The sequence below is a fragment of the Lentilactobacillus otakiensis DSM 19908 = JCM 15040 genome, from assembly GCF_001434145.1.
Taxonomy (GTDB): Bacteria; Bacillota; Bacilli; order Lactobacillales; family Lactobacillaceae; genus Lentilactobacillus; species Lentilactobacillus otakiensis.
Map to the genome: position 1 here is coordinate 442881 of NZ_AZED01000014.1, position 23191 is coordinate 466071.

22 protein-coding genes and 2 tRNA genes are annotated in these 23191 nt (G+C 41.0%); 6 read left to right on the forward strand and 18 right to left on the reverse strand.

All coding sequences use genetic code 11. The features are described from left to right. Positions 1-172 precede the first annotated feature (172 nt). A complete protein-coding gene (argS, locus tag FD05_RS09705; protein WP_020280123.1) occupies positions 173-1864 on the reverse strand; it encodes an arginine--tRNA ligase in 1692 nt (563 codons plus the stop codon). Between the two features lie 308 nt (positions 1865-2172). Further along, a tRNA-Gly gene (locus tag FD05_RS09710) sits at positions 2173-2243 on the reverse strand. Between the two features lie 125 nt (positions 2244-2368). Between FD05_RS09710 and FD05_RS09715 the strand changes: the two genes are divergently transcribed. Continuing rightward, positions 2369-2707 (forward strand): YisL family protein, encoded by a 339-nt coding sequence (locus tag FD05_RS09715; RefSeq protein WP_020280122.1) that lies wholly within the window; start codon positions 2369-2371, stop codon positions 2705-2707. Positions 2708-2716: 9 nt separating this feature from the next. On the opposite strand, the gene FD05_RS09720 is transcribed toward FD05_RS09715, so the two are convergent. Genes FD05_RS09720 through asnB form a run of 4 tightly spaced genes read right to left on the reverse strand, consistent with a single transcriptional unit; the run spans position 2717 to position 8142 of the window. Then, a complete protein-coding gene (locus FD05_RS09720) occupies positions 2717-3430 on the reverse strand; it encodes an aspartate/glutamate racemase family protein (protein ID WP_020280121.1) in 714 nt (237 codons plus the stop codon). A 13-nt stretch (positions 3431-3443) separates the two neighbouring features. Continuing rightward, positions 3444-4694 (reverse strand): carboxylate--amine ligase, encoded by a 1251-nt coding sequence (locus FD05_RS09725; protein ID WP_020280120.1) that lies wholly within the window; start codon positions 4692-4694, stop codon positions 3444-3446. Between the two features lie 2 nt (positions 4695-4696). Continuing rightward, positions 4697-6232, reverse strand: a complete 1536-nt coding sequence (locus tag FD05_RS09730) for a UDP-N-acetylmuramoyl-L-alanyl-D-glutamate--2,6-diaminopimelate ligase (RefSeq protein WP_039932298.1) — start codon at positions 6230-6232, stop codon at positions 4697-4699. Positions 6233-6261: 29 nt separating this feature from the next. Beyond that, positions 6262-8142: an asparagine synthase (glutamine-hydrolyzing) gene (asnB, locus tag FD05_RS09735; protein ID WP_020280118.1), complete on the reverse strand. Its 1881-nt coding sequence runs from the start codon at positions 8140-8142 to the stop codon at positions 6262-6264. Between the two features lie 213 nt (positions 8143-8355). Here asnB and FD05_RS09740 point away from each other — a divergent pair, with 213 nt between their 5' ends. Further along, positions 8356-8589: a hypothetical protein gene (locus tag FD05_RS09740; RefSeq protein ID WP_020280117.1), complete on the forward strand. Its 234-nt coding sequence runs from the start codon at positions 8356-8358 to the stop codon at positions 8587-8589. A 71-nt stretch (positions 8590-8660) separates the two neighbouring features. On the opposite strand, the gene FD05_RS09745 is transcribed toward FD05_RS09740, so the two are convergent. After that, positions 8661-9101, reverse strand: coding sequence for a universal stress protein (locus FD05_RS09745; RefSeq protein WP_020280116.1), 441 nt, complete (start codon positions 9099-9101; stop codon positions 8661-8663). Positions 9102-9698: 597 nt separating this feature from the next. Here FD05_RS09745 and FD05_RS09755 point away from each other — a divergent pair. Both FD05_RS09755 and FD05_RS09760 read left to right on the forward strand, forming a co-directional pair. Further along, a complete protein-coding gene (locus FD05_RS09755) occupies positions 9699-11570 on the forward strand; it encodes a S53 family peptidase (RefSeq protein WP_020280114.1) in 1872 nt (623 codons plus the stop codon). A 56-nt stretch (positions 11571-11626) separates the two neighbouring features. Then, positions 11627-11953 (forward strand): hypothetical protein, encoded by a 327-nt coding sequence (locus FD05_RS09760; RefSeq protein WP_020280113.1) that lies wholly within the window; start codon positions 11627-11629, stop codon positions 11951-11953. A gap of 59 nt (positions 11954-12012) precedes the next feature. On the opposite strand, the gene FD05_RS09765 is transcribed toward FD05_RS09760, so the two are convergent. Together FD05_RS09765 and FD05_RS09770 are read right to left on the reverse strand one after the other, a co-directional pair. After that, a tRNA-Leu gene (locus FD05_RS09765) sits at positions 12013-12096 on the reverse strand. Between the two features lie 21 nt (positions 12097-12117). Then, complete coding sequence (locus tag FD05_RS09770) at positions 12118-12816, reverse strand: DUF2238 domain-containing protein (protein ID WP_020280112.1); 699 nt, start codon at positions 12814-12816, stop codon at positions 12118-12120. Between the two features lie 182 nt (positions 12817-12998). Here FD05_RS09770 and FD05_RS09775 point away from each other — a divergent pair, with 182 nt between their 5' ends. After that, positions 12999-13451: a MarR family winged helix-turn-helix transcriptional regulator gene (locus FD05_RS09775; protein ID WP_020280111.1), complete on the forward strand. Its 453-nt coding sequence runs from the start codon at positions 12999-13001 to the stop codon at positions 13449-13451. Between the two features lie 30 nt (positions 13452-13481). Here FD05_RS09775 and FD05_RS09780 read toward each other — a convergent pair whose 3' ends face one another. The 9 genes from FD05_RS09780 to FD05_RS09820 all read right to left on the reverse strand — a co-directional run bounded on the left by FD05_RS09780 (position 13482) and on the right by FD05_RS09820 (position 22631). After that, a complete protein-coding gene (locus tag FD05_RS09780) occupies positions 13482-14237 on the reverse strand; it encodes a serine hydrolase (RefSeq protein WP_020280110.1) in 756 nt (251 codons plus the stop codon). Next, complete coding sequence (locus FD05_RS09785; RefSeq protein WP_020280109.1) at positions 14234-15124, reverse strand: C40 family peptidase; 891 nt, start codon at positions 15122-15124, stop codon at positions 14234-14236. Before FD05_RS09785 ends, FD05_RS09780 begins: the two co-directional genes overlap by 4 nt. A gap of 130 nt (positions 15125-15254) precedes the next feature. Next, a complete protein-coding gene (locus tag FD05_RS09790; RefSeq protein ID WP_020280108.1) occupies positions 15255-16328 on the reverse strand; it encodes a dipeptide epimerase in 1074 nt (357 codons plus the stop codon). A 20-nt stretch (positions 16329-16348) separates the two neighbouring features. Then, positions 16349-17968, reverse strand: a complete 1620-nt coding sequence (locus FD05_RS09795; RefSeq protein WP_020280107.1) for a peptide ABC transporter substrate-binding protein — start codon at positions 17966-17968, stop codon at positions 16349-16351. A 139-nt stretch (positions 17969-18107) separates the two neighbouring features. After that, positions 18108-18659 (reverse strand): C39 family peptidase, encoded by a 552-nt coding sequence (locus FD05_RS09800; RefSeq protein ID WP_020280106.1) that lies wholly within the window; start codon positions 18657-18659, stop codon positions 18108-18110. Next, on the reverse strand, positions 18656-19765 hold the full coding sequence (locus FD05_RS09805; RefSeq protein WP_039932295.1) for a P1 family peptidase: 1110 nt from the start codon (positions 19763-19765) through the stop codon (positions 18656-18658). The genes FD05_RS09800 and FD05_RS09805 overlap by 4 nt, the downstream gene beginning before the upstream one ends. Positions 19766-19788: 23 nt before the next feature. After that, positions 19789-20502, reverse strand: coding sequence for a CPBP family intramembrane glutamic endopeptidase (locus FD05_RS09810; RefSeq protein ID WP_020280104.1), 714 nt, complete (start codon positions 20500-20502; stop codon positions 19789-19791). An 11-nt stretch (positions 20503-20513) separates the two neighbouring features. Next, on the reverse strand, positions 20514-22370 hold the full coding sequence (locus tag FD05_RS09815; RefSeq protein ID WP_039932293.1) for a S53 family peptidase: 1857 nt from the start codon (positions 22368-22370) through the stop codon (positions 20514-20516). Between the two features lie 15 nt (positions 22371-22385). Continuing rightward, on the reverse strand, positions 22386-22631 hold the full coding sequence (locus tag FD05_RS09820) for a hypothetical protein (protein WP_020280102.1): 246 nt from the start codon (positions 22629-22631) through the stop codon (positions 22386-22388). A 156-nt stretch (positions 22632-22787) separates the two neighbouring features. On the opposite strand from FD05_RS09820, the gene mscL reads away from it, so the two are divergent. Next, positions 22788-23153 (forward strand): large-conductance mechanosensitive channel protein MscL, encoded by a 366-nt coding sequence (mscL, locus tag FD05_RS09825; RefSeq protein ID WP_020280101.1) that lies wholly within the window; start codon positions 22788-22790, stop codon positions 23151-23153. The last annotated feature ends 38 nt before the right edge of the window (positions 23154-23191 follow it).

The following is a 23191-nucleotide window of genomic DNA, read 5'->3' on the forward strand; positions in this document are numbered from 1 at the left end:
GGAATGATGGCTTTTTGCTCTTAAATGGCCGGAATCAGCTGCTTGCCGAGTAGGCTTGGCAAGCGTTGCTGGCCGGCGTTGCACGTTTTAGCTAAATAACAAGGGCTTACAAAATGAGGCTGCAATAAAAGTATTTACACTTTTATCCCAGCCTCTAGTTGAATTGATTAAATTACATTGCGTCTGGTGCCTTAACACCCAGCAAGTTGAGTGATTCTTTAAGCACGATTGAAACTGCCTTGACCAATGACAAACGAGCTGCCAATTGATCATCTTCAACCAAAATCTTTGAATGCGCATAATATTTATTGAAGGCTTTGGCCAATCTCAATGAGTATTTAGCAACTTCTGAAGGTTCAAAGTCTTTGCAGGCGCTCTTGACTACATCAGGGAAGTCTTTCAAAGCAGTAACGGTCTCCCAAGCTGCAGGATCATCCAATCTCTTGTTAGCGCCTTGAAGATCGATATCGCCAGCTTTTCTCAAGATACTTTCTGCACGAGCGTGAGAGTATTGAACGTAAGGACCAGTTTCACCTTCAAAACGAAGTTGATCTTCCAAGACAAAGTCAATATTGTTGGTTCGTTCATTCTTCAAATCACCGAAGATAATTGCCCCAACTCCAACTTCTTTAGCAACTTCGTCCTTGTTAGGCAAATCAGGGTTCTTGGCTTCAATCTGCTTTTTAGCGAGATCAATGGCATCATCCAAAACCTTATCCAACAAAATGATCCGGCCTGAACGGGTTGATAATTTTTTACCATTAACGGTAATCAAGCCAAATGGAATGTGATGCAGGTTCTCGGCTGATGGGAGGCCCATTTCAAGCAAAACGGCCTTCAATTGCTGGAAGTAGTACGTCTGTTCTGCACCCACAACGTACAGGTTCATTGCTGGCTTGTAAGTTCGGTCACGGTAAATCGCGGTCGCGATGTCACGGGTGATGTATAAAGTGGCACCATCACTCTTCAAGATCAAAGCAGGATTCAAATTGTATTTATCGAGTTTAACAACTTGGGCACCTTGTGATTCAACCAATAGGCCCTTGTCCTTCAAGATTTGAATACCTTCATCCATCTTATCGTTGTAGAAGGCTTCACCATTGTAAGTATCGAAAGTAACGCCTAATTTTTTGTAAATCTTGTTGAATGATTCCAATGATACTTTGCGGAACCATTTCCAAAGAAAGACTTCTTCTTTGTTGCCATCTTCAAGTTTCTTGAAGGTTTCACGGGCCTCATCATCCAACTCAGGATGTTCTTTGTCCTCCACATGGAACTTAACGTAGTACTTCACCAGGTTATTGATTGGGTCTTTCTTGACGTCCTCTTCATTACCCCACTTCTTGTAGGCAACGATTAATTTACCAAATTGAGTTCCCCAGTCACCTAAATGGTTATCTTTGATTGGATGGTAACCGTTCTTAACCAACAATTTGGCAATTGAATTACCAATAACAGTTGAGCGCAAATGACCCATGGAAATTGGTTTGGCAATGTTAGGTGATGACATGTCGATTGGGACATTGCCACCCTTACCGTTGTCGTTTTGACCATATGCTGAACCTTCTTCGAGGACTTCGTTTAAAATTTCGTTACTGAAGTTCCCCTTATCCAAGAAAAAGTTCAAATAAGCACCCTTAGCTTCAACTTTTTCATATGAAGATTGATCAATCTTGCTGACCAACTCTTCAGCAATTGCGTTTGGTGCCTTATGGAAAACTTTAGCCAATGAGAATGCTGGAAAGGCCAGATCACCCATGGCAAGAGTCTTTGGCTTTTCAAGCTTTTCATAAACCTCAGCTGATGATAATTCGTCATTCAAGACGCTTAAAATTGAGTTCGTAACTTGTGCTTTGTAGTCCATTAATGTTCCCTCCATCTATAAATATACAAAAAAACTCTTACAAAATAATTGTAAGAGACGAGTAAACCCGCGGTACCACTCTATTTGATAAAAATATCCGCTCAAAGTATTAAATTAATATTCTAAAAAGCGCGCTTCGCTGACTAAATATTCCGGCTTTCACCATCCCGGAATCGCTGAACATTCAGTAACCAGCTACTGTTCTTTCATCATTGAATATTTATAACGTTCAATGTGTATAATAACTTGTCGACCCAGTATGTGTCAACATTTATTACCACAACCTAGTGCTTTAAAAACCAGCACTAAGCGGGTAACGGGAATCGGACCCGCGACGCAAGCTTGGGAAGCTTGTGTTTTACCACTAAACTATACCCGCATAGCAAAGACAATTATATCATTTTAAATTATCTTTGTCATAAAGATTTGAAATGTCTAAAGAAATCTGGAAAAGATTGCTTTTTGAATTCAAAATACTGATACTTAACTTAAGAGGTGATTTGGATGTGGATTATTTTAAACTACAGTTGTTGGGCAATCCTGTTCATTAATTTTATCTGGGGATTAACCAGATCAATGAAGAAGCACGTCATTGACTCCATGATGATTGCCAGATTGTTCTATTGGATAATCGTGATCAGTCAAGTTGTCATTGCACTGCGCTCATTTCACCGACATCCATTATTGGTCGTTATTGGCGCGATCATCACGTTGATGGTGATTGCACTGACAGAAACCGCGTATGGACGAAAACAGGATGTCAATTACAGCCCCAAATTACTCTGGTTGTTAGTCATTGCGACACCAATTGCAGTTTGCATTCAAACCTTAGTCAACTATTAAATTAGTTGACTATTTTTTTGCGCGTTTAGCCTCCGCCAATTCAATACATTTATCAGCCAAAACAGTCTGAGCATCAATGACCGGATAATCATGGTCACCAGCACGCTGCTGAGCGACCGAGAGTTCGGTGCAACCCAAAATCACAATGTCGCATTTTAAAGTTTCAACCATTTGTGAAAGAATCAGATGATACAATCCTTCATCTACATAGTTTTTGGCTTTAATATCATCATAAATTAACGTCATTGTCTGATCGGCAATCTTATCAGTTGGTTTAACCAGTTCGTAACCAGCATCGATAATTTCATTGTCGTAAATTTTATCGTGCAAAGTTCCCTCTGTTGCAATTAAGCCAACTCGTTTGGCATTGGGTGCATAATCTTTGATTGCCGCAACTGTTTCCTTTGGCATATGCAAGATCGGAATATCAGTGAGCTTTTGCAGATCATCGTAAAAGTAATGCGCAGTGTTGCAAGGTATGGCAAAGAATTCCGGATGCAGTTCACTTTGCTGCTGGATGTCTTGAGACAATGGGATAAACGGATTTGGTTTGGAGTGATCCAAAATATAATCCGTTCGATCAGGAATTGTTGCATGATTAACTAAAATATAGTTCAGATATTCCTGATCGCTCTCTGCGTGTGTTCGCTCATTTAAAATGTGGATGAAGGTTTCAGTGGCTTCTGTGCCCATTCCGCCAATTATTGTGAAGAAATTTTTCAACTAAATCAGTCCCTTATTTTTCGACAAAGTACTTACTAAAACTCTTAGCATAATTGTGCATCATCCACTTATATAATGCAAAACGTTTGATATTTTTGTCTTTAGCATACCAGAAAGTGTCGCCGTAACGGCCCTCACTGATCATTTCCATGGCCTGTTTTTTAGCATCATTGTCTTTAGCATACTTTTCGAAAATCTTAGGTGTCACACCCAACCAAAGGAAGTATTGACTCTGATCCTTGTTGGCGTAGAGTGTTGGCTTGTCTTTTAGTGAGTCAAAAACATAATCTTGAACTACCCAGTCAGCTAATTTGTGTCCGTTTAAAGTCACAAAGAAGCTACTGCGGCCCGTTCTGAGATTAATTTCAAACAATTTGTAGGAATTATCTCGGTTATCAAACTTAATATCAAAGTTGGCATAGCCGTGGAAATTGATTTCTTCCAAGAACGTCTGCACTTTGTTATAAATGTCCTGATTAAATTCAGGAATGATTGCGACATAATTGCCAATCGCGGCTGGTGCGGGATCTTCCAACAGTGGGTGCCCAAGACACATCAATTTTACCTGATGATTCTTATCAACATACACATTTAGCGTCCGCATATTGCTGTCGTCGCCTGGAATAAAATCTTGAAGAATGAAATCGGACGTATACCCGTTATCATAACTCTTGGCCACGACATCTTTGAATTCGGCGTCACTTTTGATGATAAAGGCCTTCTTACGCCCTTCAAAGTGAATATCAAGCCATTCAACACTGTTTGCGGGCTTTAAGGCTACCGGATAGCCAAATGGCTGTTCAATCGCTTCACCGGACTCATACATCGCCTTAGAGATAATCTTCGTCTTTGGGTATGGTAAGTCATATTGATCACACATCTTGTAGAAATTTTCTTTGTCATTTAACTTCTTAATCAAATCATAATCAACATAAGGACAAATGAAAACATCCTCTAATTCAGCTTTGTGTTTGGAAATCAGTTCGGCATATCCGTCCCCACAACCAATTAAAATGACTGGTTCTTTGTGATCGGCATAACGTGCTTTGATTTTCTTCATGGTATTGATCCAAACCGGATCCTCACTGAATCCAGGAATCAATTCCAGATCAACAATTTTAGTAAATCGAGTGGGTGCCAATTGAGTTTGAGCAAACGCTTTGACAGGCTTGCCATAAACTTCGTACAAACTTCTGGCCATCCCATAAGCATTGAAGTCACTTCCCAGAAGAACCGGGGTAAAATCTAATTGTTTATTTTCCATTGTTATAGTCCTTTCACGAGATTTTTGACAATCGCAGCGTCACCTTCATAAGGGACGTTTTTTCCATTAATCTTTTGATACGGATCGTGTCCCTTGCCGGCAACAACTACCAAATCACCCTTTTGACTTTCGGTAACTGCCTTGGTGATGGCTGTCTTACGGTCAGGAATATACGTGGTGGCCACTCGTGAAGTGTCAATGTGATCGGCAATCTCTTTAGCAATCTGTTTTGGATCTTCAGTTGCGGGATCGTCGGTGGTCAGATAGGCCTGATCAGCAGACTCATCAATCGCTTTGCCAAGGCCTTCACGCCGGTCAATTCCCTTATCACCGGTACTCCCAGTGATGACCGTCACTTTACCAGTGGGCGCCTGCTTTTTCAGAAAATCCAGCACCGAATGTAAACTGCCATAGTTGTGGGCATAGTCCACGTAAACGGTTCCGTGGGTCTTGGTTTGATAAATCTCCATTCGACCTGGGACGGTTGTGTTTGCCAGGCCATATTCAATTTCAGTTGGTTTGGCGCCCATTAAAGCACTGGTAATGGCTGCGGCGACGGCATTGCCTTCGTTGTAATCACCGGGGATACCGATTTTATACACGCCATCAATTTTAAGGGCCTTAGCCTTTTCGGTTTTAGCAGTGATTTGGATCTGGTTTTCAGTCAGAGAATCGGCCAATGAGCGATACTCAATATCCACTGGGAAATCGGTTTCCTGGTTCTTGCTGGCTCGGCCATAAATAAAGATGTTTTCTGGCTGGGTGGTTGTCTTAGCAGCATAAAAAATATCGGTCAAATGAGTGCCATCGGCGTTTAAAATGCAAATATTTGAGTTAACTAACAGTTGTTCCTTACAGTGCAAGTAATCAGCGAAAGTTGGGTGTTCATTTCGACCAATGTGATCTGGTGAAATATTCAGGAAAACTCCCACGTCATAATGCAGGCCGTAAACCCGATTTTTTTTGTAGGCCTGTGATGAAACTTCCATTACTAAATGACTCATACCGTTTTCAACGGCTTGGTGCATATTAGTGAATAAATCTAATGATTCCGGAGTGGTTAAATTTGATTTAACAACATCTTTACTTGTAAGCCCAACAACCGTGTTAATGGTTGATGACAAGGCAACCCTTCGGTCATAAGTTTGATCCAGAATGGCTTTGGTAAAGTAAGCTGAGGTCGTTTTTCCTTTCGTTCCGGTGTATGCGATGGTCGGTAATTTATCTTGTGGAAACCCAAAAAATGCCGCACTTACGAGCGACATTGCTTTTTGGATATTTGTAACGATAAACCCGGGGATGGCTGCATTGCGATATGCCTTTTCCGACATGTAAGCAGTGGCACCATTCTTTTGGGCATCATCGAGATACGCCGGTTTGAAGTTTCCTTTACAGAAAAACAAACAGTTATCAGTTACCAACTTAGAGTTATATGCAATCTGGTCAAAACGATGACTTGAGCTGCTAAATTGACTTTCAAGCAATAAATTATGTTCATTGAGTAATACTAAAACCTCAGCAACAGTAATTTGTGCCAATTTGTGCACCTTCCATTCTTTGCATATTTCTAAATCTGGGTCCGATGTACCAAGCTAACTGTATTTTCAGTGGTATCTTCTGGGAAGTAAACTTGGTACCAGAGGATAAACGTGTAGATCGTAAAGATCTTCTGCATGTTGGATTTACCTTCAGCATGTTCCTTCAAAAGACGGTCAAGTTCATTGGTATTGAAGAACTTCTGACCAGTATCTGAATGGAAAGCTTTAACGATCCGTTCATGATACTTGGGATCGTTGATCCAGCTGGCAATTGGAGATGGGAAGCCTAATTTTTCTTTAAGCGCGGTCTTCTTAGGCATTTCTCGTTCTGCAGAAGTCCGCAAGGCAATTTTAGTCTCATTTGGTGTGATCCGTGTCTTAACAGGCATCGTTTCAGCGAATTTGGCCACTTCTTTATCAACAAATGGTACTCGAACTTCGAGTGAGTTACACATACTCATTCGATCTGCTTTGTGCAAAATATCGAATGGCAACCAGGTATTGATATCAAAGTATTCCATCTGAGTCATTTCATCTTTGCCCTTCACATCATCAAAAATGTGTTTAGTATAGGCACCTGAGTCAGTGTTGATAGATGGATCCTTTAAAACCCGATTCCGATCATCATAATTAAAGACGTAGTTCACTCGGTAATAACGCTCGCTAAGCGGCTGAGCTCCACGAACTAAGAAACGTTTGCCATGGAACCGTGGTAAGCGTTTGGCAACTGCTGCCAAGCCCTTACGAACCGGTTTGGGTACGTATTTTTGATAACGATCAAATGGAATGGCTTCCAGGTAAGTATTGTAACCACCGAAGAATTCATCGGCACCTTCACCTGATAAGGCAACTTTGACATGTTTGGAAGTATCTTTTGACAAGTAATACAGTTGGATGGCAGCCGGGTTCGACAATGGCTCATCCATGTAATACATCATGGTTGGCAGGAAGTTGAAGTAGTCATCCCCATTCATATAAATTGGGGTATTCTTCTGATTAATCGTCTTGGCAAACTCTGTTGACCATGCCAGTTCACTATATTTAGAATGGTGGAATCCAATTGAAAATGATTGAATTGGCTTTAATTTAGCAGCTTCATTCAAAACATAACTTGAATCAATCCCACTTGATAAGAAACTACCAACTTCAACATCGGCAATCATATGGGCCTTAACTGAATCGTCAACCAACTTGCCAATCTTGTCGGCATCACCTTCAACGGTCTGGCTGTTATCAATATGGTCATAGTTGAATTTGTAGTAACGGTGAGTTTCAGTTTTACCATTCTTGTGTAAGAAATATTGACCCGGCAAGAGTTTGTAGACGTTCTTAAACATGGTTTCTCTGGACGGAATAAATTCAAAACTTAAGTGAATAGGCAATAAGCGCAGATTCAGTTCCTTATTGAAATTAGGGTGCTCCAAAAATGCTTTTATTTCAGATCCCCAAAGGAAAGTATCGCCATCATCATAGTAATAAAGAGGCTTAATTCCAAAGTGATCACGGGCACCAAAGACTTCATTGTTTTTCTTATCATAGATAACGAAGGCAAACATCCCCCGAAGTTTGTCCAATAATGCTGGGCCCCATTCTTCGTAGCCATAAACCAAAACTTCTGAATCAACATCAGTCTTGAATACATAGCCTAAATCGCGGAGTTCTTCACGAATTTCTTTATAATTGTATATTTCACCATTAAAAGTCAGTACCTTAGTCTGGTCAGCATTAAACATCGGCTGACGGCCATGTGCTAAATCAATGATTGAAAGTCGACGAAATCCCATCGAAACATTGTCGTCGGAAAAATAAGCTTCGTCGTCGGGGCCACGATGCTTGATCCGATCAGCCATGCTGTTAATGGTACCTTCTGGAACATCTTTTTGGTTAACGTAACCAACAAATCCGCACATATTTTATACCCCTTTTATTAAATCTTCTTGGTTAGTCTTGAAATTAATAACGTTTTATATTTTATCAGATTAAAGCCCTTGCTACCAGTAGTATAAACCTTTCTTAAAAAACAGCGACTCACAGCAAATTAAAACACTTTCGAATTTTATTTTACCATTCTTTTAAGTTATACTTGATTTATAGAAGCAAATGCATTGAAGGGAGAGATACAAATGGATGAGATCGTATTTTTCAACCCAGGAGATTCAATTGGCAACTTTCATGATCATAACGAGGCAGTAAAGACTGCTCAGATTTACAAAGAAAAAGAACAAAACAAAAAGGTGCTTGTCGTTCACGGTGTTGATAATAAGAATTTCGACATCTTTATGGCCGATGACATTATCAGTCACGACAATGAGAAGAATGCGATTCAGAAGCCTTATAAGATTTCTGACCGAATTTAATCAGTTAACAAACAAAACGGTTCAGCATTATCTTAATTGAGATAATGCTGAACCGTTTTGTTTGTTCAACCTTAAGCTTTCGTGTTCACAACCAAAACCTTAGTCGTTGCATTTCGTACAACAAATGCGGTCGTTGATCCAATCAATAAACGGTTGATTGCGTCGACACCTGATTTACCAATCACGATGAGATCGACATCGTGCTCGTCTGGATAGACATGCGCAATGATGTTCTTCGGATTACCAATGTCAATCGATGTTTCGTACTTAACACCTTGTGAATCAACATACTTTTTTGCTTCATTAATGATGTTCTCGGCAATTTGATGCTGATCGTCATACATGCTTGGTGGCATCCCTGCAGCACCTGCACCATAGTAGAAGTTGGTGTTATTGATAACAGTAATTAAATTTAGTGTAGAGTCAAACTGTTTTGCTAATTTGCAAGCTTCTTCCAAAGCTTGTTGAGAATTTTTACTTCCATCCAACGGAACTAAAATGTGTTCATACATAGCTATCACCCTTTCGTGTAAGCGTAATCATTAACCTCTACACCATCATAATGCAACGTTTATTAGTAAAAAGCAATTAATAAGTTTAAAGATATAATTTAAATCACACGGCTTGCAAAGCATGTCCTCATTGACACTTAAAAACGTCCAACAACTGTTATGTATTGCCGTTTGTTATAATAATTGTATTCATTTGAAAAGAGGTGGATTTCGATCCCACTAATTGCAATCTTGATTGATTTGTTTTGTGTTGGCTTATATTTCTTCCAATACAATTATGGTAATTCGTTCGTTTATATTTTAGGCTTGATCATTCAAGGCATTTTATCGTTATTTCTGATTATTGTTTCGTTAACCTATAAGGGTAAAAAATACAATACCCATTGGACATTTGGCATCTACAATACAACAGCCAGATATGACCTGATTGTCATCTCCGCCATTGTTAATACTTTGATGCTTATTTTATATGGTATGAATGCTTTTGGGATCAATAACGTTATTTTTTCAAGATAAAATTGATTATGACATTCTGTAATCGCATAAAAGAAGCGTTATAATTAGTTGATAAAAAGATTCTAGAAAGAAGTGGATTTTATGAGGGGTAAAAAATTCAGCTTGGGGATCATGACTGGGGTTCTCTTTTTAGCGGGAACTGCAACGATTGGTACCCATGCTGCGACATTCAAAATGCCATCAATGAGAGAATCCAGTACGGTGGTCGCAAACATCGCACTGAAGCCTCAGAGTACATCTCAGCTGACTGACTATGCATATGATACGGTGGATCCAACTTCACCGTACTTCCATCAATACTTAACACCAGATCAAGTGGCCACAAAATTTGGCCGTAGTTCCGGAGATATTAACAACTTCACCACTTATCTGGCCAAGTATCATCTCAAATCTGCGGTTTATCCAGGTAATCTGGCCCTCAAGGTTTGGGGTACCAGGGCCAATTTGCTTAAAGCATTTAATGCCAAACGAGTCACAAACGGCAAAACTTATCGAACCAAGGTCACGTTACCTGCGAAACTTTCGGATCAGATTGTCAGTGTGATCGGTGTTTATTCGAAGAAGCCAAAAGCAACTAAGAAGGCATCTGTCACCCCATCACTGCCAAAGAACCCTACTGGACCAAACACTGATTTGAGCAAAAACGCCTTCTCCAAGCGATATGGTGCATTAAAGTTTGCTGATCACTACCAGCTTAACAATCTTTACAACAAAGGGTTGACCGGTAAAGGCCAACGGATTGGGATCATCCAACTGTCTGATTTCAAAACCAGTGATGTTTTGAAATATTGGAATCAAAGCGGTGTTAACGATGATGCTAGTCGAATTAATAAAATTTATCCAATTGAGAGCGCCAAGACTGGTAATTTCATGCTGTCGCTTGGTGTGAGTGGCGCCCAAATTGAATCTACCCTGGATGTTAATCAATCAGGCGCAGTTGCCCCAGACGCTAATATTGACGCTTACATTGGCATCTCACTCGACAATGTGACCTCATCAACTTCTGCTTACTACACAACATTTATGCAGGCAATTTCCGACAACCGTGATCAACAGCTCACAACCAGCTTTGGTCCAAACGTCGAACTTAACAGTAAGTGGGAAGAAAATTCCAGTTCGTCAATGCAAGATTACAGTGATGCATTTAACATCATGTTGGAACAAGCTGCTGTTCAGGGAATTACAGTGTTCAGAGCCAGTGGCGACTATGGCCCTCGTGAAGAACCGTCAAAGTCCCTCAACCATGTCTTCTCTACCTCTCCGTATCAAGTTATGACCGGCGGTACCAGTTTGCCTTATACAAAAATTGTTAAGGGTAAATTGATCACTGTCAATAAAGAACGGGCTTGGGGAAATACGTATACAAATCCTAAAACCAAACCATCTATTTACCCTGGTAGCGGTGGTGGTTTCTCTCTGTTAAATCCAACGCCCAGATACCAAATTGGCGTTTCTGGCGTCAACACCTTCCGAGCAATTGATTTATTGAAATATACAAAGGATGGTTACTTGATTCAAAAGAATCCACAGATCATCTTTGGGACTGGATCCGGTAGAAACCTACCTGATGTTTCAGCAAATGCTGATAATATGACTGGCTACGCAACTTATGTATCTGGAAATAATCTTTCTTATAATCCAAAGACCAAGATTATCACGAATCACCCAAGCAAAACTTGGATGGTCAACGGTGGAACCAGCTTTGTTGCCCCTCAAATGGCAGGTGCCAATGCCGTTATGAACAGTGGCCGCAAGAGTCCGGTCGGCTTCTGGAACCCACAAATTTATAAATTTGCGACTGAATCTGATTCTCCATTTACTGTTTTAGATGATGCTGATAATAATAATGATTTGTACTATACCGGACAGCCTGGCAAGCTTTACAACCAAGCAACAGGTTTAGGAACCATTAACTTCGACAAACTTTATGGTAAATTTGAATCAGAACAATAAATTCCAAAAAGGCAACGTAAAAAAAGCGTTGCCTTTTTTCATGGAGGAAAATTAGTATGATTTTTTATTTGTGTGCCGCGATGACACTAATTAGCAGCACCGTTAGTTTGGGATTTTCTTTTCAAGCGCTGTTCCAAGCCAAAACGAAAGATGCATTAGCACAAAACAATGCCAAGTATGCGATCTCTAGAAGTGTTTCTCTGTGGATATTGTCGTTAGCTGTATTCATTTTCCCATCGACGTTATTTTTAATCATTATTTCCAGTGCAATGATCATGGTACAGCTACTGGATGGCATCATTGGCATCAAAATCAGCCGATTTAAAACAATTGGACCCTTACTAACAGCAACCGTTAACTTAATTCTCTTGTTAATGATATGATACAAAAAGCTCCCCAACCCATTGTTCCTAATGGATTGAGGAGTTTCTTTTTTGTGTTATGCCCTCGGCAGGATTCGAACCTGTACTTGATTGCTCAAACAGCGACCTGAACGCTGCGCGTCTGCCAGTTCCGCCACGAGGGCAACAACATGTATTATTTTACACTAAAAGTAGTAACTTGAAAAGAAGTTTTGTCGTTTTGATTTGAAGACCAGGTATCTGCTTGAGCTTGGATCATTTTTCATCATCAAATAACCAATCAATGCCATTAAAAATGCACCGGTTAAATCAGCGATTAAGTCTGTCATTGTATCCATCAATGCTGCCCGGCCTAACAACAGTTTGCCGGCTTCTTCATATCGCTGAAGGTTCAGTCCACCCAATCCATCAGCGGTAAATTCATACAGTTCCCAAAAGACACCGCATGTGGTTCCAAATGTAAATGCAAATAAGCTCATCAAAAATGGTTTATTTGAGGCATTATCTCGAGCAGTCATTAAGCCTTGGAAAATCGAAAATCCCAAACCTGCTAACATCATTGCTGAAAAGACGTGCTCATACTTATCCCAGAATTGAACGCTATAGAATTGGAGGCCAGACCCCAAGAAAATCGACATGTACAAGAAAATGTAGAAAAAGACGAGTTCAATTTGTGGGAAATAGAAATTCCCAAGTTTTTCAATCAGGAATGGCAGCGCAGCAATCACAATACCGATCAAAACTTCAATCAACAGTAACATTTGACCGTGAAACTTAGGCTGTCCCTTCATATACCAGTATCCAAAATAAGCAATATACCCAGCCATTGAAATCACTGTAATCCAAAATAACCAGGTACTAAATCTTAATTTACCAATTTTCATATGTAATGATCCCCTTTTGTATCAAATTAATTGTTCACAATTAAATTGACCCCGTGTGTTAAGTCTTGCTTTTAAATATAAATACATTACAATAATAACATAAAGTATTTGAAATTAACCGACTAGTGCTGTGTCGCCTGAAAACGACCCAGTTACGTGCAAACCATACGGGAGTTGAAATTATGCCTAAAACCAAACCAATCCGCCTGGACGGACAGCTGTGTTTCCAAGTATACTCAGCAAACAAAAAATTTAACCACTTTTATCAACAGGCACTTAAACCTTTTGATTTAACATACCCACAGTATATTGCCATGTTGACGTTATGGCAATACGCACCACTATCCGTTAAACAACTGGGTGAATACCTTCACCTTGATAGCGGCACACTGACACCTCTTCTTAAAAGGCTTGAGAGCCATGGCTGGATTACCCGCAGCCGAAGTGAATCTGATGAACGCACTGTTGTTATCGAACTAACAGATGATGCCAAGAAAAAGCGCGACGATGTCTTTGAACGTGTGAACAACTGCTTTGATGTTCTGGGATTAACCCCCGAGGAAAAAGAAGCTTGCTCACAGACGATGTCAACAATTGAACAAAAGCTGGATTTATATAATGAAACTCAAATTTAAAAAGGATCGACCTAAGAAGGTCAATCCTTTTTATTTATCCTCAAGCCAATCAGCAACTGCCTGACCCACTTGGTTAAATTTATAAATGGTGTCCATTCGATTTAACGATCCGGACGTTAACATTGCAATATCGACCACATGGTTGCTATATACAAATCGAGCAACATCGTGATCGATCAAATTGCCTTCACCAGTCTTATTGTATACAGCAATATCCTCACCAGACTCGTCAAAATTACCTGGCAGTTTATATCTAAACTGTTGATTGTTAAACCAACTTTGGACTTCACTTCCATACCGCAAAACTCGTTGCAAAAGAGCTAAGCTTTCTGCAGCGCTCGTATAATTGTTAATCCCATCGGCAAGCGCGTTGCCATCCATCAAATAACGATTCAATTCCGTTTGTTTGAATTCTTGGTTAACCAGATAATCCTGGACATTTGACATACCAACAACTGAGATAACCAAATTAGTAGCTGAATTATCGGAGACACTGATCATCAATGCTAATAGATCTCTCAATGTCCATTTGCGAGGTTGCATCAACTGCAACACCCCGGCGCCACCAACCAAATGCTCGGAGTCGACATCAACTTTTTGATCTAAATCCAAGTGACTGTCTAAAACATCATTCAATATGGCCAGTTTAATGAGGGATGCAGACGGAAAGGTTTCATGGCTATTGTGTTCCACCAACGCCTGGCCATCGCTCTCAATCAGTAGACCATAGTTAAAGGAGCTGCCCGATAAAATTTGTTCAATTGTATCAGAAAGCTGATTGCTCATCGCCAATATCTCCTAAAGCCAGCAAATTCGGATGCAAATTTAGGCTCTGTCAATTCTGCAATGTCAACTTTAGCACCTGGCGTTCTGGATTCGATCATTTTCCCATTACCGATATACATGCCAACATGGTGGACATAGCCGGTTCCGTGATCGTAAGCAAAGAAGACCAAGTCCCCGGGTAGAATCTCTTCAGGAGCCAATGGAAGTCCATTTTCCTGCTGATCGTCAGCATCACGAGGAATATCGAAACCAAGTACTCTATGCAGGGTATATGCAAATCCAGAGCAGTCGAACCCATATGAGCTGGTACCACCCCAAAGATAGCGTTCACCCAAGAACTGGCGGCCCATTTCAACCATCGTTTCTCCGGCGTTATCGCCAACAAATGGTAATGTGGCGGCCGATTTATCAATGTACCCTTCGCCCAATGGTGTCACAACTTGAATGTAATCACCATCCACACCAGTCTGCGGCAACACCGTTCCTAAGCTGATTTCCAAAATCGGCTGTTTATTTGCATTGTACAAATTGGCAGTCCGAACGGCAACTCTCACGATAGAAGTCACTGGTGGATAACTAATCTGACTATCACTCAATAATTTGGTTGGCACCCAGCCGGGGTAACCTCTCGAATCGGAATCATCACGTTGGCTTGGAACATATACTTTGGCCCATTCACCATCAAAATGATCGATAATAACTTCATCATTAAATAAAGCTTGGGTTTCCAGCAGATCGTCGTCTGAAAGCGCCACGGATTCTTCGTCACTCATTTGTTCAACCCATTTTTTAACGTCGCCGTCCAATGCGGGTTGATCAACCTTCCTCGGTGATTCTTTTGATTTCCAGATAGTGGCGACTGGAACTTTTACACGTCTTGTTTCCATCTGGGCACCTCCATTCGTTTTGTATTAATATCACACATTTTTAGTATACATATATTATACCCTATTCGCCACCAACAACGTTTTTTAGCATGCAAAAAGGACCACATTTGTTAATGTAGTCCTTCTTGGATTAGTTAAATCCCAATCCCGGTTGATCAGGAAAGGTAATTTCATTTTGTTGATTAATAATACCACCAGATACCGGATTACTCGAAAACATCATTGACGCATCCAAATCAACATATCGAATATTACGTTTGGAGGCTGCCAAATGAGCTGCTGCAGTCACAGAAACTGATGATTCAATCATACTGCCGACCATGCAGGGAATCCCTGCAGCTTCGGCGAGTGTATTGATCTTGACAGCATTATCAATCCCACCAGCCTTCATCAACTTGAGATTGATAATATCACAACCATGCATCTTGATGATTCTGGCAGCATCGGCAACCGAAAAGATGCTTTCATCGGCCATGATCATCGTCGTGGTATTGGCGGTTACATATGCCAATCCATCAAAATCATCGGCCTTGACCGGCTGCTCGACCAGTTCAATATTGAGGCTCAAATCCTGCATCCGATTAATGACCGCAACTGCCTGTTTAGGATGCCAACCTTGATTTGCATCCAAACGAATCTTAATCGCTGGCCCAACTGCTTTTCGAATGGCGACAATTTTATCAAGATCCGCCTCCTCGGAGTCATCGCCAACCTTGATTTTCAAAGTGGTGAACCCCTTCGCAATCAAATCTTGAGCCTGCGCAATCATGTCTTCAATTGTGCCGACACTCACCGTGTAATCTGTCGTGATCTTATCCGAGTGACCACCCAGCAGCTGATACATCGGCACTCCATATGATTGAGCAATCAAGTCATTGACCGCAATATTTAAAGCGGCTTTGGGGCTGGAGTTGTGAACCATTGCCTGATCAATAGTCGCTTTAATATCTTCCGAGTCAACTAATTGGCGGCCAATGATCTTGGGGCCAATGACATTTTCAACAGCTTCTTTAATACTTTGTAATGTGTCTCCGGTAATCACAGGTGTCGGTGCTGCCTCACCATAGCCGATTTTGCCATCACTGGTGATGACCTTGACAATCAGTGTTTGGGCAGTCGTAACGGTCCTTAAAGCCGTCTTAAAGGGACGTTTAAGTGGAACGGCAGCTTCTTGGGTTTGAATCTCTTTAATAACAGGTTCCAATCAGTGTCACTCCTAATTAATTATTTAACGTAAGCTTCTTTGAAGTTGTAGTTGGCACCAGCAGTGTTGTAAACAATTCCCTTAACCTTGGAGTTGACCATCCATTTTTCACCGGATTGATACAGTGGAATAATGGCTTGATCCTTCAAAGCCAAGTTCTGAGCCTTAACCATGTCGTCCCAACGAGCATTGGCATTGCTGCCATCGTCCGCGTTGCTGGCTTTGATTAATGAATCATATTGAGAATTCTTCCAGCCGGAAATGTTGCTTGGGTTGTTTGAAGTCAGGATATTTAAGAATGTAATTGGATCGGAGAAATCTGCGAACCAGTTAGCAACCGTTACAGTAAATTGGCCGTCAGCTTGACGCGACAAGATTGAACGTCCTGGAATGTTGTTCAATGAAACGGTCAACCCAGGTAACTTCTGGAGTGCGCTTTGCAGATATTCACTTAATTGCTTTTGATCACTACCGTCAGAATTCAACAGTGTGAAGTGCAAGGATGTTCTACCAACTTCTTGAAGACCTTCTTTGAACAGCTGCTTTGCTTTAGTTGGGTTGTAAGTCATTGAAGCTGGTGCAGTCGTATCTTTAGTAAAATCAGTCCCGTTCTTAGGTGAAACGGCTAACCCTTCAGAAACAAAACTGTTGTTGTCAATGGCACCGCCACCCATCACTTTGTTAGCCAATGTGTTTCGGTTGATGATCATTGACATTGCTTGACGAATCTTCAAGTTCTTAAAGACTTTGTTCTTCTGGTTGACAGCAATGTAATAATTAGAAGATTGTTTACGAGAAATCATATCTTTCTTGTTACCCATTTGCTTAGCTTGAGTTGCTGATAATTGTGACATATCAAGCTTGCCTTGGTTGTACAAATTCAGTGAAGTAGATGGATCAGGTTGAACACTGAATTTGATGTCGTCTAATTTAACAGCTTTTTTGTCCCAGTAATTCGTATTCTTCTTCAATGTCCATTTATTGTTGGTACCAGTCCAACCGGTCAACGTAAATGGACCGTTGTATACCTGAGTCTTAGCTGATGTTCCGTAATCATTACCGTATTTGTTAACAGTCTTAGAGTCTTGTGGGAAAAAGACTGGGAAGCCCATCAGCAGATTAAAGTAAGGAATTCGTTGTTCAAGGTTAACAGTCAATTTGTACTTGCCATCTGCCTTAATTCCCAATGTGGAAACCTTGGCTTTCTTGTTTTGAATCTTGTCAGCGTTCTTAATTCCAGAGAACAAGTAACCATATTGTGAAGCAGTCTTAGGGTTCAAAGTTCGCTGCCATGAATAAACAAAATCTTGAGCAGTTACAGGATCGCCGTTACTCCACTTGGCACCTTTACGAAGATTGTAAGTATAGGTTTTACCATCCTTAGAAACAGTCCAGGATTTCGCAATTCCTGGTTGAACTTTACTATCCTTACCCAAACGAACCAAGCCTTCATCAACGTTATTCAAAACGTTGAAGGTTCCAACAGCCGTTGTCTTTGATGGATCGACGGTTGTCAGTTCAGAATCAGTCGAAGTGGTAATCGTCTTCTTTTCTTGTCCAGACTTTTGACCACAACCAGCCAGAATTAATGCAATGCTTGCTACACCTGCGAGTGCAGCCACTCCACGAGATAAATGCATGATATAATCCTCCTCTAATATGTAAGCCGCTAAACAAACTTATCTTGTCTCTAATTTAGCATAAAAGTGTAAAAAAAACAGGCTTTTTCTAATATCAATTTCAGAAAGCCTGTGCAAATATGCGATTTTACTGTGAATTTTACTTATTGATGGCAATTGCCATTCGTCTGGAGTTATATATCCGCTCAAACTTGGATTGAGGTAACCAGTATTGGCCATCAATTGGGTCACTCACATGAACTTGGTCGCCGTCCAGCCCATCCAAAAGAACCGCGTGATTATTGGTAGGAACTTTCCCGAATGGATAAATATCCCAATCTGGATCTTCAAAATGAACGGTCACAAAGGTCAGCACAGGGTTGCCATGACGGACCGCATCATAAAGCCATTGCGGATCAGCACCACTTAACTCCTGTAGGTGTCCATATTGAGAGCCCCACCAGATTAACGGTCTGGTAAAAATTGCTTCAAATTTTCCGGACTGGTTTTTGAATGGTGACCCACCGAATCCGTGATATGGGTTGTCGTCAGCTGAAATCGGCATCTTTAACAAAAATTGCCCATAGTTGAGTTGGTCAGCACGATTTTGATAATGAAGCCCCTCCAATAAACTGGCAGGTTCACAACCATTAATCGCCCCCCAGGCATTTTGATCAATGTTTTCAGCACCTAATAATACTCTGGAACTCATTTGATCACCCCAAGTTGTGAAAATACTTGATCAACCATATCAGAATATTCTGGTTGCTGATTTGACAGCTTCTTGCATGCATCAATTAAGCTCAAGCGAAGACGACCTTTACGATCAACAACTGATTCAGCGTGAACCATCGAGCTCAAGACTGACTCATCGACAACCGCTGCGGTTGCTCTGAAGAACAAATCAATTTGATTGTCATTGAATCTCGTAACAGTATCAAATTCGCTGGTTTCAAAATGATCGACTTGATTGGCGGTTGAAAATGCCAAGACAATTTCACCACTCCCATTGCCGATATAGCCACCAGTGCGGTTGATGCCAACCGTTGCCCGTTTGGCCATTCGTTGGAGTTGACGCGAATTTAATGGTGCATCCGTTGCCAAGATGGTAATGATCGACCCTTTTTCTTCCTTCTTTTTGTCTTCAGCCAGCATCTTAGCTAATGGCGCCCCAATTGGTGCACCATTGACAATAAAGTCGGTCAAATAGCCATAGTTGGTCATCACAAGCGCTCCGACCGTGTATTGATGCTTATCATCAACAGTCACAATTCGTGAGGAAGAACCAATGCCGCCTTTGAGATCATAGCACATCATCCCACGTCCGCTGCCAACTGCACCTTCTTCGAATGAATCACCAACTGCTGCCAAGGCATCATCGACGTCCTGTTCGGTAATAGCCATTTTACGGATATTTGAAACATCACCATCATTGCACTCGGCAACAATTGGATTGACAGTGCTGGTAGAATCACCAATTTCCGGATTCTGGGCCAGCATTTTTTTAGTCAGCGCATTTAAGGCAGTCCCAACGCCAAACGTATTCGTCATAATAATTGGCGTTTCAATTGTGCCGAGCTCGTCAATTTGGACTAGGCCGACACTTTTTCCAAAACCGTTAATGACACATGAAGCAGCCGGTACCTTATGACGAAACAGATTCCCGGTGTGTGGCAGAATTGCAGTCACGCCACTGTGGACATCGTCCTCATCAACGGTGACCTGGCCCACTTTAACGCCGGCAACATCGGTAATCAGATTCCGTTTGCCTTTGACACCATCCGAAAGATCATTCATTAATTTGACAGCTAATCCCATAATTGACACCTCTCACAATCATTTTACATATATAAGATTGATGCGATCATCGCACCAACAGCAATTAGATTATTTAGAAAATGCAGACCAATTGACACTTTCAGATTCTTAGTTGTGATATACAAATAAGCCAAAGCACAGCCTAAGATTGCATAGGTCAAAAAACTGATGACATTAAAATGGGCAAAATCAGGATCCATATGCGGGAATGCGAAAACAACCCCGCTCAGGATAATTGGTGCCCATTTGCTTGTTGATTTAAAGAAGGCCGTTATCAGATACCCACGAAAAATCGTTTCCTCTAATATTGGTGAACAAAAGATTGCCGTGAACCCCATCAAAATGAGCGTTAGGTGGTTACTGGTCAGAAGTGTTTGAATCTCCTGATTGTTATCAGTTTGAGTCACATGATAGACCAGTTTATTCAAATTCCCCAGCAATATCTCAACAACAATAAAGCCAGCCCAAGCAATGACAATCATTTTCACATTTTGCCAGGTCACTTTTTTGACTTCATAGCGGCCATACTTACGATAGGCATATTGGGCAAGCCAAATGGCGACGACGAACCCCAATAGATAAACAGCTGCAACCGCATAGTTACCAATAGCTGACATCTTACCTTGCGCGATGAACATTAATGGCAGCTGCACAGAACCTACCACGACAATGAGGCCAACGAAAATCATTAATCGTTCAAAATAATCACCAAAAGTTAATTTTCTTTCATTCTGCATGCATGATCTCCTTAATTATTAAAAGCCTTATTTAATGCGGTAAAGTCGACAGTTCCTAATCCAGTCGCCTGATTATACAACTTACCCGGTTGGCCGGTGTAATACAAATTAGTGTTGTTTGTTCGACTATCCAAAGGCTTAAACGGTGAATCAGTTCTTTTGGCAAATTTGTAAATCTGGGGGTTCCAGAATCCCAACCTGCCGTTCGTATTAAAATCAGATATTAGAACGCTTGCGGCTGCCATTTGTGGAGCCACAACACTGGTCCCCCCGGTAATCAGCCACTGACCCTTTGAATTACGGTTATTTTTAGGGGTAATAAACATGCTATACCCAGTGTTGGGATCAGCGTTAGCAGAAATATCAGGTAAATTCCGACCACTCGATTTACCAGTCTTGTTAACTGGTTTCTTCAGGAGCTCTGGCCGCCCATACTTAAACTTCCATAAATTGGTGGCATCATAAGTTCCGACGCCACTGACTCCCTTTTGATAGCTGGGAACAGCATTATACTTGCTGAAGCCGCCACCACCGCCAGCAAAGAAGCTTTGCAGCATGTCCAAATTACCAAAAAAACGTTGACGCTTGTAATTTGGGTACAGAAAGTCTGCTCCCCAAGCACGTTCCTTGGTGATCGAGACTTTTTTCTTATTCACGGTGTATGTTTTGGGGAGTGTCGTCCCACCAACTGCAGTCACGTATGAAGAATTAGAGGGCGTATCAACTGATAGTCCAGAAGTTAGCCCAGTCGTGATCCCATCGTAAGCACCATTATCACCAGTTGCGGTAAAAACACTCATCCCTTGAGCAGCAGCCTGCTCGAATAACAGGTTCATAATTTGGTTATACTTTTTCGGGGTGATCCCTTGTTTCATTTCGTAAGCCACTTGAGCTTCACTTTGACCCCAACTGAGTGATAAAGTATCAGCCACATTTTGGCCCACGGCGGCTGCAATGGAATTCACCATCCCGGTAATATTGGGTCTGGCAATATAGGTTCGAATGTTGCTGCCAGGTGCAATTGCCCCCGCTTGTTCAACATCAATTGTTGTTTCGTCATAGCCATCCCAAGTACCTTTGAAGCCATTAGTTCGATAAACACTCAATCGATTGGATTTAACATCAATGCCTTCATCGTCCCAGTATCGGTACACGTCGTTAGGATGAAAATTGGCAAACGAAATAATCCCAATCGTCTTACTCCGACCAGTGGCACCGTTATCATATAACGACTGAAGATTATACCGGTGGACAAACCGAGTTGGTGAATATTTTTTCGTGGTCGTCGAAACGGACGCATTCGCTGTTCGGGTGTGGAGTGAAGACGGTTCGTATTGTGTCTTGTATGAGGAAAATGGTGAATAATTAGACAAGCCAAAAACGGTATACACAACTTTTGATAGTTTTTTTGGCAACTGAGGATTGCGGTTCGCCTTTTGATACTTAACTTCACCGTTATTCACATTGACCAGGTTGACTTTAAAAGCCTTTTCAATATTCTTGGTTGACCCCCGAACAACCATAATCAAATTACCTTTGTATGTTTCGGCTTTGAGGTGATACTTCCTTAAATAAGATTGCAATGCCTTGATTTGTTTTGGGCTTTGTCCAAATCGTTTTGAGAAGGTACTGGGGGTCACAAATTTCCGGTAACTACCAGAATTTGGGTTAACTGAATCATAGACAAACTTATGAAGGGATTTCTGACTTTTTGGGCGTAACACAATATCAACCAACTGTTGTTTGGAGTCCGAGACATTGGAGGTGCTGGCTTGTGCTGATTGGCTTGTGGACAGACTGGTCCCAACAAGCATTAATATGGTCATTCCGGATGATATGAAAATCTTTTTAAGCCAATTCTTCGTCATACAATTCCCCTTCAATTAAGGATTTGAGTGGTGATCCCCATTCTCATTCTCTTCTCGTTCACGTAGTTCTTTTTTCTGGTCACGTTGACGGACAATCATCACAACCAATGGCGTTAAGATTAACCGGATCAAAATAATTGCGATTAACCAGATCAACGCAAAAGAAAGAACCGACATGTGCCATGATTTGGTAACAAAGAATGCCACTCCCAACACCAAGATGACAGCCCCAATGATCAAGAACAATTTAGACTTTTTCAAATGAATTCTCCTGTAAAATTTCTTATTTCATACTATCATACTTTTAACCCCGAATTCACGTTCGAATTAGTAAAGTTACAGTTTGTATTCTGATATTTAAAATCGATATAATCAATATAACATCAGTTATAAAACAATTGAGAGGAGAAAGAGGTTATGCTAAAAGAATTTAAAGAATTCATTGCCCGTGGCAACGTCATTGACTTGGCAGTCGGTGTCATTATTGGAGGTGCGTTCACTGGGATCGTCACTTCATTGACGAATAATTTAATCAACCCACTGATTGGAATATTCCTGGGAAGAATGGATTTGTCCAATTTGGTCATCAAAGTTGGTGATGCAACATTCAGGTATGGCGCATTTATTAATTCCCTGATTAATTTTATCATTGTCGCCTTTGTGGTCTTTATCTTAATCAAACTCATCAATAAGGTCATTAAACGTCAGCCTGCCAGACCAGCAATCGATAACAAGGAAGTACTACTTTCGGAAATTAGAGATTTGTTAAAAGACAAACAATAATTCAATCAAAACACTTGGCCGACCATTCAAAAACGCCA